Annotated in this window: 13 protein-coding genes; 4 read left to right on the top strand and 9 right to left on the bottom strand. The window is 68.8% G+C overall.

What is annotated here, in order from left to right:
* The first annotated feature begins 83 nt into the window (after positions 1-83).
* The gene (locus D7X32_RS07915) at positions 84-1,388 is read left to right on the top strand and encodes a citrate synthase (RefSeq protein WP_120601890.1); all 1,305 of its coding nucleotides are present in this window, start codon (positions 84-86) and stop codon (positions 1,386-1,388) included.
* Positions 1,389-1,464: 76 nt separating this feature from the next.
* Here the strand turns inward: D7X32_RS07915 and D7X32_RS07910 are convergent, their stop codons facing one another.
* Positions 1,465-3,285 carry an AMP-dependent synthetase/ligase gene (locus tag D7X32_RS07910; protein WP_171446182.1) on the bottom strand — a complete coding sequence of 607 codons (1,821 nt, stop codon included), beginning with the start codon at positions 3,283-3,285 and terminating at the stop codon, positions 1,465-1,467.
* 95 nt (positions 3,286-3,380) lie between these two features.
* On the opposite strand from D7X32_RS07910, the gene D7X32_RS07905 reads away from it, so the two are divergent.
* The 3 genes from D7X32_RS07905 (at position 3,381) to pyk (ending at position 6,272) form a co-directional block, all read left to right on the top strand.
* The gene (locus D7X32_RS07905; RefSeq protein ID WP_244238900.1) at positions 3,381-3,737 is read left to right on the top strand and encodes a hypothetical protein; all 357 of its coding nucleotides are present in this window, start codon (positions 3,381-3,383) and stop codon (positions 3,735-3,737) included.
* A gap of 129 nt (positions 3,738-3,866) precedes the next feature.
* Positions 3,867-4,664, top strand: coding sequence for a bifunctional nuclease family protein (locus D7X32_RS07900; protein ID WP_244238899.1), 798 nt, complete (start codon positions 3,867-3,869; stop codon positions 4,662-4,664).
* Positions 4,665-4,871: 207 nt separating this feature from the next.
* Positions 4,872-6,272, top strand: coding sequence for a pyruvate kinase (gene pyk, locus D7X32_RS07895; protein WP_120601888.1), 1,401 nt, complete (start codon positions 4,872-4,874; stop codon positions 6,270-6,272).
* Positions 6,273-6,304: 32 nt separating this feature from the next.
* Here the strand turns inward: pyk and D7X32_RS07890 are convergent, their stop codons facing one another.
* From D7X32_RS07890 to D7X32_RS07855, 8 genes are all read right to left on the bottom strand, one after another.
* Positions 6,305-6,970 carry a DUF7986 domain-containing protein gene (locus D7X32_RS07890; protein WP_120601887.1) on the bottom strand — a complete coding sequence of 222 codons (666 nt, stop codon included), beginning with the start codon at positions 6,968-6,970 and terminating at the stop codon, positions 6,305-6,307.
* A gap of 19 nt (positions 6,971-6,989) precedes the next feature.
* Positions 6,990-8,117: a glutamine-hydrolyzing carbamoyl-phosphate synthase small subunit gene (gene carA / locus D7X32_RS07885; protein WP_120601886.1), complete on the bottom strand. Its 1,128-nt coding sequence runs from the start codon at positions 8,115-8,117 to the stop codon at positions 6,990-6,992.
* Positions 8,117-9,418: a dihydroorotase gene (locus tag D7X32_RS07880; protein WP_171446202.1), complete on the bottom strand. Its 1,302-nt coding sequence runs from the start codon at positions 9,416-9,418 to the stop codon at positions 8,117-8,119. The genes carA and D7X32_RS07880 overlap by 1 nt, the downstream gene beginning before the upstream one ends.
* Positions 9,415-10,308, bottom strand: coding sequence for an aspartate carbamoyltransferase catalytic subunit (locus D7X32_RS07875; protein ID WP_120601885.1), 894 nt, complete (start codon positions 10,306-10,308; stop codon positions 9,415-9,417). Before D7X32_RS07875 ends, D7X32_RS07880 begins: the two co-directional genes overlap by 4 nt.
* A 76-nt stretch (positions 10,309-10,384) precedes the next feature.
* Entirely contained in the window at positions 10,385-11,632 is a 1,248-nt protein-coding gene (gene lepB, locus D7X32_RS07870; RefSeq protein ID WP_120601884.1) for a signal peptidase I, read from the bottom strand.
* A 5-nt stretch (positions 11,633-11,637) separates the two neighbouring features.
* Entirely contained in the window at positions 11,638-13,449 is a 1,812-nt protein-coding gene (gene lepA / locus D7X32_RS07865) for a translation elongation factor 4 (protein WP_120601883.1), read from the bottom strand.
* Between the two features lie 176 nt (positions 13,450-13,625).
* Positions 13,626-14,570 carry an NAD-dependent epimerase/dehydratase family protein gene (locus D7X32_RS07860; protein ID WP_120601882.1) on the bottom strand — a complete coding sequence of 315 codons (945 nt, stop codon included), beginning with the start codon at positions 14,568-14,570 and terminating at the stop codon, positions 13,626-13,628.
* 73 nt (positions 14,571-14,643) lie between these two features.
* The gene (locus tag D7X32_RS07855; RefSeq protein ID WP_120601927.1) at positions 14,644-15,603 is read right to left on the bottom strand and encodes a UDP-glucuronic acid decarboxylase family protein; all 960 of its coding nucleotides are present in this window, start codon (positions 15,601-15,603) and stop codon (positions 14,644-14,646) included.
* Between the last annotated feature and the right edge of the window lie 24 nt (positions 15,604-15,627).

Here is a 15,627-nt window from a genome sequence, read left to right as displayed (position 1 = left end):
CGGAGGCGGACCGGAAACTTCGCCTCTCGGACTTATCGTTCTTTTTTGTTGAAAGCGTCTGCCGCCCTGTGAAATCTCCGCCCATGCCCAAGGACACGCTGACCGTCACCGACAATCGGACCGGGAAGACGTACGAGATCCCGATCGAGAACGGCTGTATCCGCACCCCCGACCTGCGCCAGATCAAGACCGGCAGCGACGACTTCGGTCTCATGGGTTACGACCCCGCGTTCCTGAACACGGCGAACTGTAAGAGCGCCATCACGTTCATTGACGGTGACAAGGGCATCCTCGAGTACCGCGGCTACCCCATCGAGCAGCTCGCGGAGAAGTCCACCTTCCTGGAGGTGGCCTACCTGCTGCTCAAGGGCCAGCTGCCCACGCAGGCGGAGCTGGACAACTTCACGCACAACGTGACGCACCACACGCTGGTGCATGAGAACATCAAGTCCTTCATGGACGGGTTCCGCTACGACGCGCACCCCATGTCCATGCTGGGCTCCACGGTGGCGGCGCTGTCCGGCTTCTACCCGGACGCGAAGAACATCCGCGACGCGCGCAGCCGTGAGATCCAGATCACGCGCCTCATCGCGAAGATGCCCACCATCGCCGCGTTCTCGTACCGGCACTCCATGGGCCTGCCGTACGTCTACCCGGACAACGACCTGTCCTACGTCGCCAACTTCCTGGCGATGATCAAGCGCATCGGCACCACGACGTACAAGGTGCACCCCACGCTGGAGAAGGCGCTCGACGTCCTCTTCATCCTGCACGCGGACCACGAGCAGAACTGCTCCACCACGTCCGTGCGCACGGTGGGCTCGTCGCAGGTGGACCCCTACTCCGCGGTCGCCGCGGGCGTGGGCGCGCTCTACGGCCCGCTGCACGGCGGCGCAAACGAGGCGGTGCTCCGCATGCTCCGCGAGATCGGCACCAAGTCCGCCATCCCGGAGTTCATCAAGCAGGTGAAGGGCGGCGAGGGCGAGAAGAAGCTCATGGGCTTCGGCCACCGCGTCTACAAGTCCTACGACCCGCGCGCGAAGGTCATCAAGCGCGTGGCGGACGAGGTCTTCGAGGTGACGGGCAAGAACCCGCTGCTGGAGATCGCGCTCGAACTGGAGCGCATCGCGCTCGAGGACGAGTACTTCGTGAAGCGCAAGCTGTACCCGAACGTCGACTTCTACTCGGGCCTCATCTACGAGGCGATGGGCTTCCAGGCGGAGATGTTCCCCGTCCTGTTCGCCATCCCCCGCACGGTGGGCTGGTGCGCGCAGTGGGAGGAGATGGTGACGGACAACGAGCAGAAGATCGCCCGTCCCCGTCAGGTCTTCACCGGCTCCGCGCGCCGCGACTACGTGGCCCGCGACAAGCGCACCAGCGCCAAGTAGCCGCCGGCTGAACAGCCACTGAAGCACGAAGGGGCGCAGGACTCGTTGCTGAGTCCTCCGCCCCTTTCGCTTTTTCCTACCCGTGGGCCGCGGCGGCGCCGGCCGGCTCGCTGTAGAGCGCGTCGATGGCGTCCGCGTACTTCTGCTCCACCACCTTGCGGCGCATCTTCATGCTGGGCGTGAGCTCGCCGCCGTCGATGGAGAACTCCCCCGGCAGCACGCGGAAGCGCTTGATGGTCTCGAAGCGCGACAGCTTCGGGTTCACGTCCCGCTCGAAGGCCTCGTGCAGGTGCTGCTGGAGCCGCGGGTCGTTCACCAGCGCGGCCACGTCCTCTGGCCAGCCCTTCTCCCGCGCCAGCTTCCGCACCCGGTCCGGATCCAGCGTCACCAGCGCCACCAGGTAGTTGCGCCGGTCGCCCACCACCAGCGCGTGCCCCACGGGGGAGACGGCCTTGAGCAGCTCTTCGATGTTGGCGGGGGACGTCTTCTTTCCGCCGGAGGTGACGATGATCTCCTTCTTGCGCCCGGTGATGCGCAGGAAGCCCTCCGCGTCCAGCTGCCCCACGTCACCCGTGTGCAGCCACCCGTCCGCCAGCAGCTCCTGCGTGGCCTCCGGGTTGCGGTGGTAGCCCAGGCACACGTTGCCGCCCTTCACGAGGATCTCCCCGTCCTCCGCGATGCGCACCTCCACGCCCAGCATGGGGCGGCCCACCGTGCCCAGGCGCGCGCACTCGGCGGTGCTCACCGTGGCGGGGCCGGACACCTCCGTCATGCCCCAGACCTCCAGGAGGACGACGTCGATGGAGGCGAAGAAGTCCAGCACGTCCCGGCCAATGGGGGCCGCGGACGTGGAGAACAGCTTCGCCTTGTCCAGGCCGATGCGCGTCTTCAACGGCTGGAACACCACCCGCTGGGCCAGCGCGAACTTGGCCTCCATGAACGACGGCACGCGCTCCTGGCTCAGCACGCGCGTGTTGCGCTCCAGCGCCGTGGCGCGGGCCCACTCCACCAGCCGGCGCTTCAGGGGCGGCTGCGCGGCCAGGCCCTCCTCCGCCTTCGACTTGAACTTCTCCCAGACGCGCGGCACCGCGAAGAAGACGGTGGGGCGCACCTCCGTGAGGTTCTTGCCCAGGGCGTCCAGCGAGTCCGCGAAGTACACCTGCGTGCCCATGAGCAGCGGGCTGTGCAGGGAGACGATCTGCTCCGCGACGTGGGACAGCGGCAGGTACGACACCAGCCGCTCGTCCTCCATGTTCCGGAAGCCCATGGTGTCGCCCAGCTGCTTCGACGTCCAGGCCAGGTTGCGGTGGCTGAGGGCCACGCCCTTGGGCTGGCCGGTGGTCCCGGAGGTGTAGATGAGCGTGCTCAGCGCGTCCGGGTGGAGCGCGTGGACGCTGTCCCAGTACGGGGCTTCGTCCTGCTTCGCGCCGGAGGCCAGCACGTCCGCGTAGCGCAGCACCCCTTCCGGCAGGGGCGTGGGCGCGTCCACGACGAGCAGGTGCTTGAGCGCGGGCAGCCGCTTCTGGACCTCCAGCCCGGTGGCCAGGTGCTTCGCGTTCTCCACCAGGAGGAAGCGCGCCTCGCAGTGGCCCAGGATGTAGACGAGCTGATCCACGCTGCTGGTGGTGTAGAGCCCCACCGGCACGCCGCCCAGGGCCATGGCCCCCAGGTCCGCGACGTGCCACGCCTCGCGGTTGAAGCTCAGGATGCCCAGCGGGTCGCCTTCCCGGAACCCCAACGCATGCAGCCCGAGGGCGAAGCGCTTGACGCGCTGGGCATAGTCGAACCACGAGGTGGGGACATAGGCGCTTCCATGCCGGGACCAGAGTGCCGGGCGGTGTTCCAGCCGGGCGGCCTGGTCATGGAGCGCATGCAGCATCGTCTTGGGCAGGTCCATCCGACGGAACGTAGTGGAAGCGCACCGCCCGTACCACGTCTCCCCGTCTCAGCCGTTGACAGCATGTTCACCGGCTTTGTATGCCGCGCCCGACCATGAGCATCGACTTCACCTGTCAGAAGTGCGAGGCCAGCTTCGAGTTGGAAGCCCAGGACCTCATCGAGGGGACGGAGAAGATTGTCTGCCCCCACTGCGACGCGAAGGCGCCCGCGAACCTCTCCGAGGACTTCGTCGCCGCGCTCACGGAGATGCGCGCGCAGATCGCCACCCTGAGCAAGAAGTTCGCGGTGACGATGACGCTCGAGGCCGAGGAGCTCGAGGACGAACTCGACGACGAGGACGAAGACGAGGAGGAGTCCGACGAGGACGACCTCGACGAGGACGAGGACGACGAGGAGTCCGAGGACGAAGAGGACTACGACGACGAAGAGCCCGAGGGCGAGGACCGCTAGCCGTCTCGCGCCCCCTCTTCCCGCCTGCCCGCCCGCCCTCCAACCGGGTGGGCCAGGGCCCGGGGGCCGCTCGCGAAGGCGCAGGGGCAGCGCCCTCCCGGTGAAGGGGGAGGTGCGTAGCTTAGGGATGTGAAAACGTCCAACCGCGCCAATTTCTTCGTCGCTCCGTTCACGGCCGTGGTGCTGGCGCTGGGGGGAGCGTTGTTCCTTCCCGCGTTCGGGATCCCCGGCGCCATCGCCGCCTCCGAGACGGCCGAAGGGAAGAAAGAGAAGCCCTGCATCACCGAGAAGGGCAGCGATCCGAAGGCCTGCTCGGAGCTGGTGGAGCTGGAAGTGAAGGACGTGGTGCCCTTGATGGAGGCGCAGACGCACGCCGTCGTGCTGACCACCAAGGACGGGGAGACGGTGCTCCCGCTCTTCGTGGACGAGGGCGCGGCGGTCTCCATCGCCTTCCGCCTCGCGGAGCGTCCGCCGCCCCAGCCGCTGTCGCAGGACCTGCTGGACGACGTGGTGTCCAAGCTGGGCGGCAAGGTGACGGAGGTCCGCATCGACGACCTGCGCGACAACGTCTACTCCGGCCGCGTCTTCCTGCAGCAGGGCAAGAAGGAGCTGGCGCTGGACGCCCGGCCTTCGGACTCCATCGCCATGGCCATGCACAGCCAGGCGCGCATCCGCGTGACGCGCAAGGTGCTGGCCCTGGCGGGCATCACCCGTTCGGAGATTGAAGCCCTCCAGAAGCAGCAGGACCTGGGCGTGGGCGGCAGCGGCCACGGCGGCGAGGACATGGGTCCCCTGCCTCCGCCGCCTCCCATGGGCCCCAGCGCCGGCCACCCGAAGCCTCCCTCGGAGGACATCGGCATGGATCACTCCGTCAAGGATCAGCCGCGGATGGAGCCCATGGGCAAGGGTCAGGAGATCGACCTCTAGCCGGGCCAAGGACACGCCCTGGAACGATGAAAGCCCGGCCCCCCCTCCCAGGGTAGCCGGGCTTTCTTCGTCTCAAGCGTCTGAGAGCCACGAATGGCGTGCGCTGGCTCGCGGTAACTTTCCGCCCAGCGCGTGAGGCGAAGAGTTAGTCCTTCGGGCGCAAGCCTGTCAAGCCGGCCACCCCCTGCGGCTAGGATGGGCGGCTCTATGCGCAAGGCGAAGATCATCTGCACGCTGGGACCGGCGTCGGACTCCAGGGAAGTCATCGAGGGGCTGGTGAAGGCGGGCATGAACGTGGCCCGGCTCAACTTCTCGCACGGTACGCACGACGAGCACCGGCAGCGCGTCCTGCGCATCCGCGCGGTGTCGAAGAAGCTGGGCGTGCCGGTGGCCATCCTCCAGGACGTGCAGGGCCCCAAGGTGCGCCTGGGGAAATTCGAAGGCGGCCAGCTGATGGTCAAGGCCGGCGACACCGTGACGGTGACGACGCGCGCGGTGCTGGGCCAGGGCACCGTCATCCCCACGCCGGTGCGCTCGCTGCCGCGGGACGTGGCGAAGGGGCACGAGGTGCTGCTGGACGACGGGCGGGTGCGCCTGCGCGTGCTGAAGGTGAGCGGCCAGGACGTGTCCTGCCGCGTGGAGGTGGGCGGGCTCCTCAAGGACCACAAGGGGCTCAACCTGCCCGGCACGGCCATGTCGGTGCCCACGCTGACGGAGAAGGACAAGGTGGACCTGGCCTTCGGCCAGGAGGTGGGCGTGGACTACGTGGCGCTGTCCTTCGTGCGCAGCGCCCAGGACGTGCGCCAGGCGCGGGCGCTGGTGGCGAAGCTCAAGACGCCGCTCATCTCCAAGATTGAAAAGCCCCAGGCGGTGGAGAACCTGGAGGCCATCGCCGCGGAGTCGGACGGGGTGATGGTGGCCCGCGGCGACCTGGGCGTGGAGATGCCCCTGGAGCAGCTGCCCGCCATCCAGAAGCGCGCCGTGCGGGAGGTCAACCGCATGGGCGGCATCGTCATCGTCGCCACGGAGATGCTGGAGAGCATGGTGCTCAACGCCCGGCCCACGCGCGCGGAGGTGTCGGACGTGGCCAACGCCATCCTCGACGGCGCGGACGCGGTGATGCTCTCCGGGGAGACCGCGGCGGGCCGCTACCCCGTGGAGGCGGTGGCCACCATGGCGCGCATCGTGGAGGAGACGGAGCGCACCAGCCTCATCACCCTGCCCCACTCCCCCTTCGAGCGCTCGGCGGACCTGGGCACCGGCATCGCGGCGGCGGCGGTGGCCGCGTCCCGGCAGCTCAACATCGGGACCATCATCGCGTACACGGAGAGCGGCCACTCCGCGCGCCTCATCTCCGAGTTCCGCCCCGGCGCGCGCATCATCGCCCTGACGCCCAACCCGGACACGGTGAACCGGATGGCGCTGTACTGGGGCGTGACGGGCCACCTGGTGAAGCGCATCGGCTCCATGGAGGCCATGCTCAAGCAGGTGCGCAGGCTCTGCCAGGACCAGAACCTCTGCGAGCCCGGCGCGCCCTTCATCCTGGTGGCCGGCATTCCGCTCAACGTGCCGGGCAACACCAACCTGATGAGCATCCACCGCGTCTAGTCCGCGCGCGGTGGAGGCCCGGGCAGGAGGCCCTAGAGGACCTTCTGCTCGAAGTCGTAGAGCTTCTCCACGGAGAGCTGGCGGTAGCGCTCCACGTTGAGGGCCCGGCGGGCGCACTCCCACACCAGGTCCTTGGCGGGGCGCTCCGGCTCCTTCTTCTTGCGGCGCTTCACCTCGGCCTTGATGGCCTTGAGGGCCATGGCCGGGTGGTAGCAGAAGGCGGAGGAGAACAGCAGGTGCCCGCCGAAGGGCACCAGGCGCGCCTCCAGCACGTCGCCCGTCTCCAGGCCCGCGATGTGACGGCGCTCCGTCACGTCGAAGTCCTTGCCGGAGAAGAGCTCGCGCAGGCGCACCATGCCCTTGGCCAGCTTGCGCACCTCGAAGAGGCCGTGGACCGTCTCCGTGAAGCTGCGGAAGGCGTTGGCCTCTTCGGGCGGCGCGGACTTCTGGCGCTCCTCGTACAGCTCCGCGGCCGGCGTCCTGCCCGTGAGCGGCGAGACGCGGTCGTAGAGGTAGTAGTCCAGGAACGACGCCATCCGCAGCTCGAAGAACTTGTCGTCCTCGAAGACTTCGCCGGTGAGGCGGAAATACTCCGCCTTCGCCTCCAGGAGGTCCGGCTTGCGCGCCTCCGAGCTGCCGAAGGCGATGAGCTGGTCCAGGTACGGCTGGTACGACAACGGGGTCAGCGCGGTGTCCATGGCCGGTGCGAGCCTCTTCCTACGAACCCGCCATCAGCGTCGCGAAGCGGCTGAACAGGTAGCGCGCGTCGTGAGGGCCGGGCGAAGCCTCGGGGTGGTACTGCACGCTGAAGGCCCGCGCATCCGGTACGGCCAGGCCCTCCACCGTGCCGTCGTTCAGGTTGATGTGCGTGACGACGGCCTTGCCCTTGAGGCTGGCGTCGTCCACCGCGAAGCCGTGGTTCTGCGCGGTGATCTCCACCTTGCCCGTGGTGAGGTCCTTCACGGGCTGGTTGCCGCCGCGGTGGCCGAACTTCATCTTGTACGTCCGGCCGCCCAGCGCCAGCGCCATGATCTGGTGCCCCAGGCAGATGCCGAACACCGGCACCTTGCCCAGCAGCGCCGCCACCGTGCGGTCCGCGCCCTTCACCGCGGCCGGGTCGCCCGGGCCGTTGGCCAGGAAGACGCCGTGCGGCTTTTTCGCCAGCACCTGCTCCGCCGTGGTGTGGGCCGGCACCACCGTCACGCGGCAGCCCACGTCCACCAGGTACTGGAGCATGGAGCGCTTGAGGCCGTAGTCGTACGCCACCACGTCGTACTTCAGCTCCGGCTCCGGCTGCTTGTCCCCGGTCGCCAGGAACACGTCCGGCGTCGGCGTGGTGAAGAGGTAGGGCTCCTTGGTGGACACGCCCGTGGCCAGGTCCAGCCCCTCCATGCCCACGGCGCTGCGCGCGCGCTCGGACAGGGCGGCGGCGGACACGTTCTCCGTGGAGATGATGCCCGTCTGGGCGCCGTGCGTGCGCAGGTGGCGCACCAGCCGGCGGGTGTCCACGCCTTCGATGCCCACGCGGCCGTGGCGCGCGAGGTACGCGTCCAGCGTCTCCTGCGAGCGCCAGTTGGAGGGCGTCTTCGTCAGCGAGCGCACCACCATGCCCACCGCGTGCGGCAGGCCCGCCTCCTCGTCGCCGGCATTCGCCCCGATGTTGCCCATCTCCGGGTACGTCATGGTGACGATCTGCCCCACGTACGAGGGATCCGTGAGGATCTCCTGGTAGCCGTACATGGACGTGTTGAAAACCACCTCACCCACCGTCTCGCCGGAAGCGCCAAAGGCGCGACCTTCGAAGGTGGTGCCATCCGCCAGTGCGAGCACCGCCCGCTTCGTCATCACCGCGACTCCTTGAGCTGACCGTCCTCGAACACACACCGGCCGCCCACCCACGTCTGCGACACGCGACCCTTCAGCGTGCGCCCGTGGAAGGGCGTGTTGCGACTGCGGGAATAGAACCGGTGGGCATCCACCGTCCACTCCTCCGAAGGTGACACCAGCGTGATGTCCGCCGGGGCACCAGGCGCCAGGTGACCGCCCGGCAGGCCGAATACCCTCGCCGGCCCGTCCGACAGGAGCTCCACCGCCCGGCGCGGGGTGAGCACGCCCTCGTGCACCAGCACCAGCGTGAGCCCCAGGGCCGTCTCCAGCCCGACGATGCCGTTGATGCCCTTCTCGAACTCCACCAGCTTGTCGGACACGCCGTGCGGCGCGTGGTCCGTGGCGATGGCGTCCACCGTGCCGTCCACCAGCGCCTCGCGCAGCGCCTTCACGTCCACGTCGCCGCGCAGCGGCGGCGCCATCTTCGCGTGGGTGTCGTAGTCCCCCACCGCCCGGTCATCCAGGATGAAGTGGTGCGGCGCCACCTCGCAGGTGACGCTCAGGCCGCGCTTCTTGGCCTCGCGAATGAGCCGCACGCTGCCCTCGCACGACACGTGCGCGACGTGCAGGCGCCCCTTCGTCTCCTCCAGGAGCACCAGGTCGCGCGCCACCATGGCCACCTCCGCGGAGGCCGGAATGCCGCGCAGGCCCAGCCGCGTGGACGTGGCGCCCTCGTGCATCGCGCCGCCGGCGGACAGCGTGAGGTCCTCCTCGTGCACCATCACCGGCACGTCGAACTGGGTGGCGTACTGGAGCACCCGGCGCATCAGGGCCGCGTTCATCACCGGGCGGCCATCGTCGGTGAGGGCCACGCAGCCGGCGCCAATCAGCTCGCCCGCCTCGGACAGCTCCTCGCCCTTGAGCCCCTTGGTGATGGCGCCCGCCGGGTACACGTGGCACAGGGCCGCGTCCCGCGCGCGCGACAGCACCAGCTCCGTGACGAGCGCGCTGTCGTTGACCACCTTGGTGTTGGGCATGGCCACGACGCCGGTGAAGCCACCCGCCACCGCCGCGCGGCAGCCGGTGAGGACCGTCTCCTTGCCCTCTTCTCCCGGCTCGCGCAGGTGCACGTGCAGGTCGATGAAGCCCGGCACCAGCCACTTCCCCGTGGCGTCCACCACCCGGGCGTCCTGGGGCGCGGGCAAGGCGGCGTCCGACACCTGCGCCACCCGGCCGTCCGTCACCAGCACGTCGCGGACGCCGTCCACGCCATTGCGCGGGTCGATGACGCGCGCCCGCTGGAAGAGCACCGTGGTCATGATGCGCACGCCTCCAGGATGGCCCGGCGCACCGCGACGCCGTTGGCCACCTGTTCCAGGATGACGCTGCGAGGCCCGTCCGCCACCACCGGCGACAGCTCCACGCCGCGGTTGATGGGGCCCGGGTGCAGCACGAGCGCGTCCGGCTTCATCCGCTCCGCGCGGGCGGGCGTGACACCGAACAGCCGCGAGTACTCCCGCTGGGACGGCAGGAAGGCTTCCGACATGCGCTCCGTCTGCAGTCTCAGGCACATCACCGCGTCCGCCTGGGGCAGCACGGCGTCCAGCTGGTGCGTCACCTCTCCGCCCATCTCCTCCAGGCCCGGGGGCAGGAGGGTGGGCGGTCCGCAGAGCACGACCCGGGCCCCCAGCGCCTTCAGGCACACCAGGTTGGAGCGCGCCACGCGGCTGTGCAGCACGTCGCCCACGATGAGGACCGTCCGTCCGTCCAGCCGGCCCCAGCGCTGGCGCAGGGTGAAGGCGTCCAGCAGGGCCTGGGACGGGTGCTCATGCGCGCCGTCGCCCGCGTTCACCACGGCGCACTTCACGTGCCGGGCGACGAGGCCGGGCGCGCCGGAGGAGCGGTGGCGGATGACGATGACCGCCGGCCCCATGGCTTCGATGTTGCGCGCGGTGTCCAGGAGCGTCTCCCCCTTGGACACGGAGGAGCCCGCGTAGCTCCAGTTGAGGACGTCCGCGCCCAGCTTCCGCGCGGCCACCTCGAAGGAGGAGCGCGTCCGGGTGGAGTCCTCGAAGAAGAGGTTCGCCACGACGCGGCCCCGCAGCACGTGCGAGGCATCCGGTCCGCCGGGCAGGTGCGCCTGGGCGCGGTCGAGCAGGGCTTCCAGCTCGTCCCGCTGCCAGCCTGCGATTCCGAGAAGATGTCTCATGGGCCGGGGCCGCCGCGTACCGCGCGCCGCACGTTGCGTCAAGCACCGCGCGTGGTGGCCACGCGGCCACCGTCCGTCAGCGCACCGGTTCGAAGAACCGGTCGACCCGGAGGCCCGTGCCGCCAAACAGGTTGCCCAGCAGGCCGCCCCACCCGAGCGACAGCCAGACGACCATGGCCTTGCCCTTGATGTGGCCATAGGGCACGTAGGCGACCTCGGCGCCGCCCGGGCCGCCCAGGTTGTAGCGGCTGTCCGCGCTGTTGTCCCGGTTGTCACCCATCACGAAGACGCTGTCCGCGGGCACCGTGTAGGGGCCCTCGTGCTCGCGGCCCGGCAGGCGCATGGGGTGCTGGAGCGCCGAGTGCACCACGCCGCTCAGGTCCTCGCGGTAGAGCACCTCTTCCTGGTCGAACCAGCGGCCCGTGGTGTCGTCCTGGTTGTGCACGACGAAGTCCGGCGACACCAGCGTGCGCGTCTGCGCCTCGCCGTTGATGCGGATGACGCCCTCGACGATCTCCACCGTGTCGCCGGGGATGCCGACGACGCGCTTGATGAAGTCCTTGGACTCGTCCACCGGGTTGTTGAAGACGATGACGTCCCCGCGCTGCGGCGCGCGCACGATGCGGAACGGCACCACGTTCATGAACGGGACGCGCACCCCGTAGATGAACTTGTTGACGAAGACCTGGTCGCCAATCTGCAGCGTGGGCAGCATGGAGCCGGACGGGATGCGGTACGGCTCCACCAGCACCGTGCGGATGACCAGGGCGATGAGCAGCGCCTTGCCGAAGCCGCCAATGAAGTCCCACACGTTCTGCTTGCGGTACGCCCCCAGGTGCTCCTGCGTGAGCTTCTCCAGGGTCTGGGTCTCCGTGCGCAGCTGCTCCACGTTGCCCGCCACGGACGCGGACTCCACGCGCAGGGCCTGCTCGGTGATCCGCTCCGCCGCGGCCGGGGGCACCTTCGTGCCCACGCGCGCGAGGATGCGCTCGTCCTCGGAGAGCAGCTCGCGCGCCTCGTGGCGCAGCGTGCGCAGCTGCGACTCCTTCTTGGAGGCGTTGCGCCACACCAGCAGGCCCACGAAGGCCAGCACCATCAGCAGGCCGAAGCCCTTCATCAGGGGCTGGGCCCAGGACGCGGTGCCGGGCGCCATCTCAATCAGCGTGACGTAGGGGATGAACGCCAGGCCCACGCCACACAGCGGGGCCCAGAGGCTGGTGAGCAGCTCGCGCCACATCAACTGGCGACGGGCCTTGAGCTGCTCCGGGGTGCGGCGCGCGGCCATGGCCGCTCCCAGCTTCGCGGAAGGACTGGCCGTGCTCATAGGGCTTACTGCTCCGTCTTGAGGACCGCGAGGAAGGCTTCCTGCGGAATCTCCACCGTGCCCACCTGCTTCATGCGCTTCTTGCCCTCCTTCTGCTTCTCCAGGAGCTTGCGCTTGCGGCTGATGTCGCCGCCGTAGCACTTGGCAAGGACGTTCTTGCGCATGGCGGAGATCGTCTCGCGGGAGATGATCTTCGCGCCGATGGCGGCCTGGATGGCCACCTCGTACATCTGCTTGGGAATCACTTCCTTGAGCTTCTCGCAGACCTCGCGGCCGCGCAGGTACGCGCGCTCGCGGTGCACGATGACGGACAGCGCGTCCACCGGCTCCCCGTTGATGAGGATGTCCAGCTTGGCCAGGTCCGCTTCCGCGTAGGCGGACAGCTCGTAGTCCAGGCTCGCGTAGCCGCGCGACACGCTCTTGAGCCGGTCGAAGAAGTCGAACACCACTTCCGCCATGGGCATCTCGTACGTGACCTGCACGCGCGTGCCGCTGGAGCCCAGGTACTTCATGTCCTTCTGCACGCCACGCCGGTCCTGGCACAGCTTCAGGATGGCGCCCAGGTGCTCGTTGGGCACGTGGATGTGACAGGTGAGGATGGGCTCCTCGAACTTGGTGATGTTCTGCGTGGGCGGCAGCTTCGCCGGGTTGTCCACCAGCATCACCTCATCCTTGGTGGTGGTGATGCGGTAGACCACCGACGGGGCCGTGGTGATGAGGTTGAGGTTGTACTCGCGCTCCAGCCGCTCCTGGACGATCTCCATGTGGAGCAGGCCCAGGTAGCCGCAGCGGAAGCCGAACCCTAGCGCCGTGGACGACTCCGGCTCGTAGGTGAAGGCGGAGTCGTTGAGCGTGAGCTTCGCCAGCGCGTCGCGCAGGTTCTCGTAGTCGGACGAGTCCACCGGGAAGATGCCGGAGAACACCATCGGCTTGACTTCCTTGAAGCCCGGGAAGGGCTGGTCGGTGGGCCGCGCCTCCTCCGTGACGGTGTCGCCGACCTTCGCGTCCTGCAGCTCCTTCACGTTCGCGACGAGGACACCCACCTCGCCCGCCATGAGCTGCTGCACCGGGCGCGAGAACGGGCTGAACACGCCCAGCTCCTGCACCTCGAAGACCTTGTTGTTGCTGAACATCTTGATCTTCTGCTTGAGCTTCAGCGTGCCTTCCAGCACGCGCACCAGCGTCACCACGCCCCGGTAGTTGTCGTACCAGGAGTCGAAGATGAGCGCCTTGAGCGGCCCGGACGGATCGCCCGTGGGCGGCGGCACGCGCTTCACCACCGACTCCAGGATGTCGTGGATGCCGATGCCCTCCTTCGCGGAGGCCGGCACCGCGATGGACGCGTCGATGCCGATGACGTCTTCAATCTCCCCGCGCGTGCGCTCCACGTCCGCGCTGGGCAGGTCGATCTTGTTGATGACCGGGATGATCTCCAGGTCGTGGTCCAACGCCATGTAGACGTTGGCGAGCGTCTGCGCCTCCACGCCCTGGGTCGCGTCCACGACGAGCAGCGCGCCCTCGCACGCGGCGAGGCTGCGGCTCACCTCGTAGGCGAAGTCCACGTGCCCCGGTGTGTCGATGAGGTTGAGGACGTAGTTCTGGCCGTCCTTCGCGGTGTACGTCATCCGCACGGACTGGGCCTTGATGGTGATGCCCCGCTCTCGCTCGATGTCCATGTTGTCGAGGAACTGGGCCTGCGCCTCACGCTTGGTCAGCGTGCCTGTCTTCTCCAGGAGGCGGTCGGCCAGCGTCGACTTTCCATGGTCGATGTGGGCGATGATACAGAAGTTGCGGATGTGCGCGTTTTCAGCCGGCATGTTCAGGGCGCTCGTCGGTCGCGAAGCGGGCGTAGGTAACACCGAACCGCCCGAAAATCCACGACCGGCGCACACCCGCCCGCCGGGCACTCCACCCGCCTGACGCCCGGTATTGCCCCGGTATTGCTCCGGCGTCCCCCCCGGCATCCAGACCGGGGAGCGGACCGCGAAGAGGCCTAGCCCCGGGCCCGCGTGGGACCCACGGCCTTCTCGCGGAAGAACTCGATCGTGTGGCGCAGGCCATCCGCCAGCTGCACGGACGGCTCCCAGCCCAGCACCTTCTTCGCGTGGGCCGCGTCGATGCACGAGCGCATCTGCTCGCCCGGCTTGCCCGGCGCGTGCGCGGCCTTCAGCGAGCTGCCGCCCGCCTGCGCGATGAGCTCGTAGAGGCGGTTGATGTCCGTCTCCACGCCGGTGCCGATGTTCGCGGCGCCCACGTAGTCGCTCTGGAAGGCCAGGTAGTTGGCGCGGGCCACGTCCGGACCGAAGACGAAGTCACGCGTCTGCTTGCCCTCGCCGAAGATGGTGCAGCCCTGCCCCGCGATGGTGCGCTGGCAGAAGATGGCCACCACGCCCGCCTCGCCGTGCGGATTCTGCCGCGGGCCGTACACGTTGGCGTACCGCAGGGCGACGTACGGCAGGCCGTACTGCGCCCGGTAGTAGCCCAGGTACAGCTCGCCGGCCGCCTTGGAGACGCCGTAGGGCGACACCGGCCGCGTGGGGTGATCCTCGCGGGCGGGGAAGTAGTCCTGCTCGCCGTAGATGGCACCGCCGGTGGAGCTGAAGATGACCTTCTTCACGCCGGACTGGCGCGCGGCCTCCAGCAGGTTCGTCATGCCGCGGATGTTCACGTCCGCGTCGAAGCCCGGGTCCTCCACGCTGCGGCGCACGTCCATCTGGGCGGCCAGGTGACAGAGCACCTGGGGCTTCTCGGTGCGGATGAGCTCCGCGGCCTCGGGGCTCCGGATGTCGTGCACGGCCAGCCGCACGCGCGGATCCAGGTTCTCCTTCTTGCCGCTCGACAGGTTGTCCAGCGCGATGACCTCGTGGCCATTGCGCAGGAACTCGTCACACACGTGCGAGCCGATGAAGCCCGCGCCGCCCGTTACCAGGACTTTCACGCCGTTCTCCCCAAGCCCGGCCGCCAGAGAGGGGCCGGGCCGTCAACCTCGCGCTCACTCGCGCGCGGCCAACCTATGACGCGGGGGGGCTACCGGCAACCTCTCGGAAGTACGCGATGGTGTCCCGCAAACCATCTTCCAGCTTCACCTTGGGCTCCCACCCCAGCAGCGTGCGCGCGCGGGTGATGTCCGGCTGACGCTGCTTCGGATCATCCTTGGGCAGCGGGTGGTAGACGATCTGCCTACCCCCACCGGCCGCCTCCCGCACGGCCTCCGCGAACTGCTTGATGGTCATCTCGCGCGGGTTGCCGATGTTCACCGGGCCCCGGACGTCCGAAAGAACCAGCCGCACCAGGCCGTCCACCAGGTCCTTCACGTAGCAGAACGAGCGCGTCTGGCTGCCGTCCCCGAAGACGCTGAAGTCCTCGCCCTTGAGCGCCTGGCCCACGAAGGCGGGCACCACGCGGCCGTCGTTGAGGCGCATGCGCGGGCCGTAGGTGTTGAAGATGCGCACGATGCGGACGTTCACGCCCCGGCTGCGCTCGTACGCGGCGCTGATGGCCTCCGAGTAGCGCTTGGCCTCGTCGTACACCGAGCGCGGGCCAATGGGATTCACGTTGCCCCAGTAATCCTCCTTCTGGGGGTGCACCAGCGGGTCGCCGTACACTTCCGACGTGGAGGCCATGAGGAACACGGCCTTCTTCTTCTCCGCCAGCTTCAGCGCGTTCTCCGTGCCGATGGAGCCCACGCGCAGCGTTTCGATGGGGAGGTTCGCGTAGTCGATGGGCGACGCGGGCGAGGCCAGGTTGAGGACGAAGTCCACCGGCCCGTCCACCTCCAGCCCCTCGGTGATGTCCTGCTTCACGAACTGGAAGCCCGCGCGCGGCTTGAGCGTGCGGACGTTCGCCTCGTTCCCGGTGATGAGGTTGTCCACCGCGAGGACGGACTCCGCGCCGTCGTCCAGCAGCCGCTCACACAGGTGCGAGCCCACGAATCCGGCCCCACCCAACACCACCGCCCGCTTGCCACGCATGCTCGTCACGTCACGCCTCGTTCG

It is taken from the genome of Corallococcus carmarthensis (genome assembly GCF_003611695.1).
Classification (GTDB): domain Bacteria; phylum Myxococcota; class Myxococcia; order Myxococcales; family Myxococcaceae; genus Corallococcus; species Corallococcus carmarthensis.
Note: the sequence above shows the minus strand (reverse complement) of the source record. Positions and strands in the feature narration are given on the sequence as shown.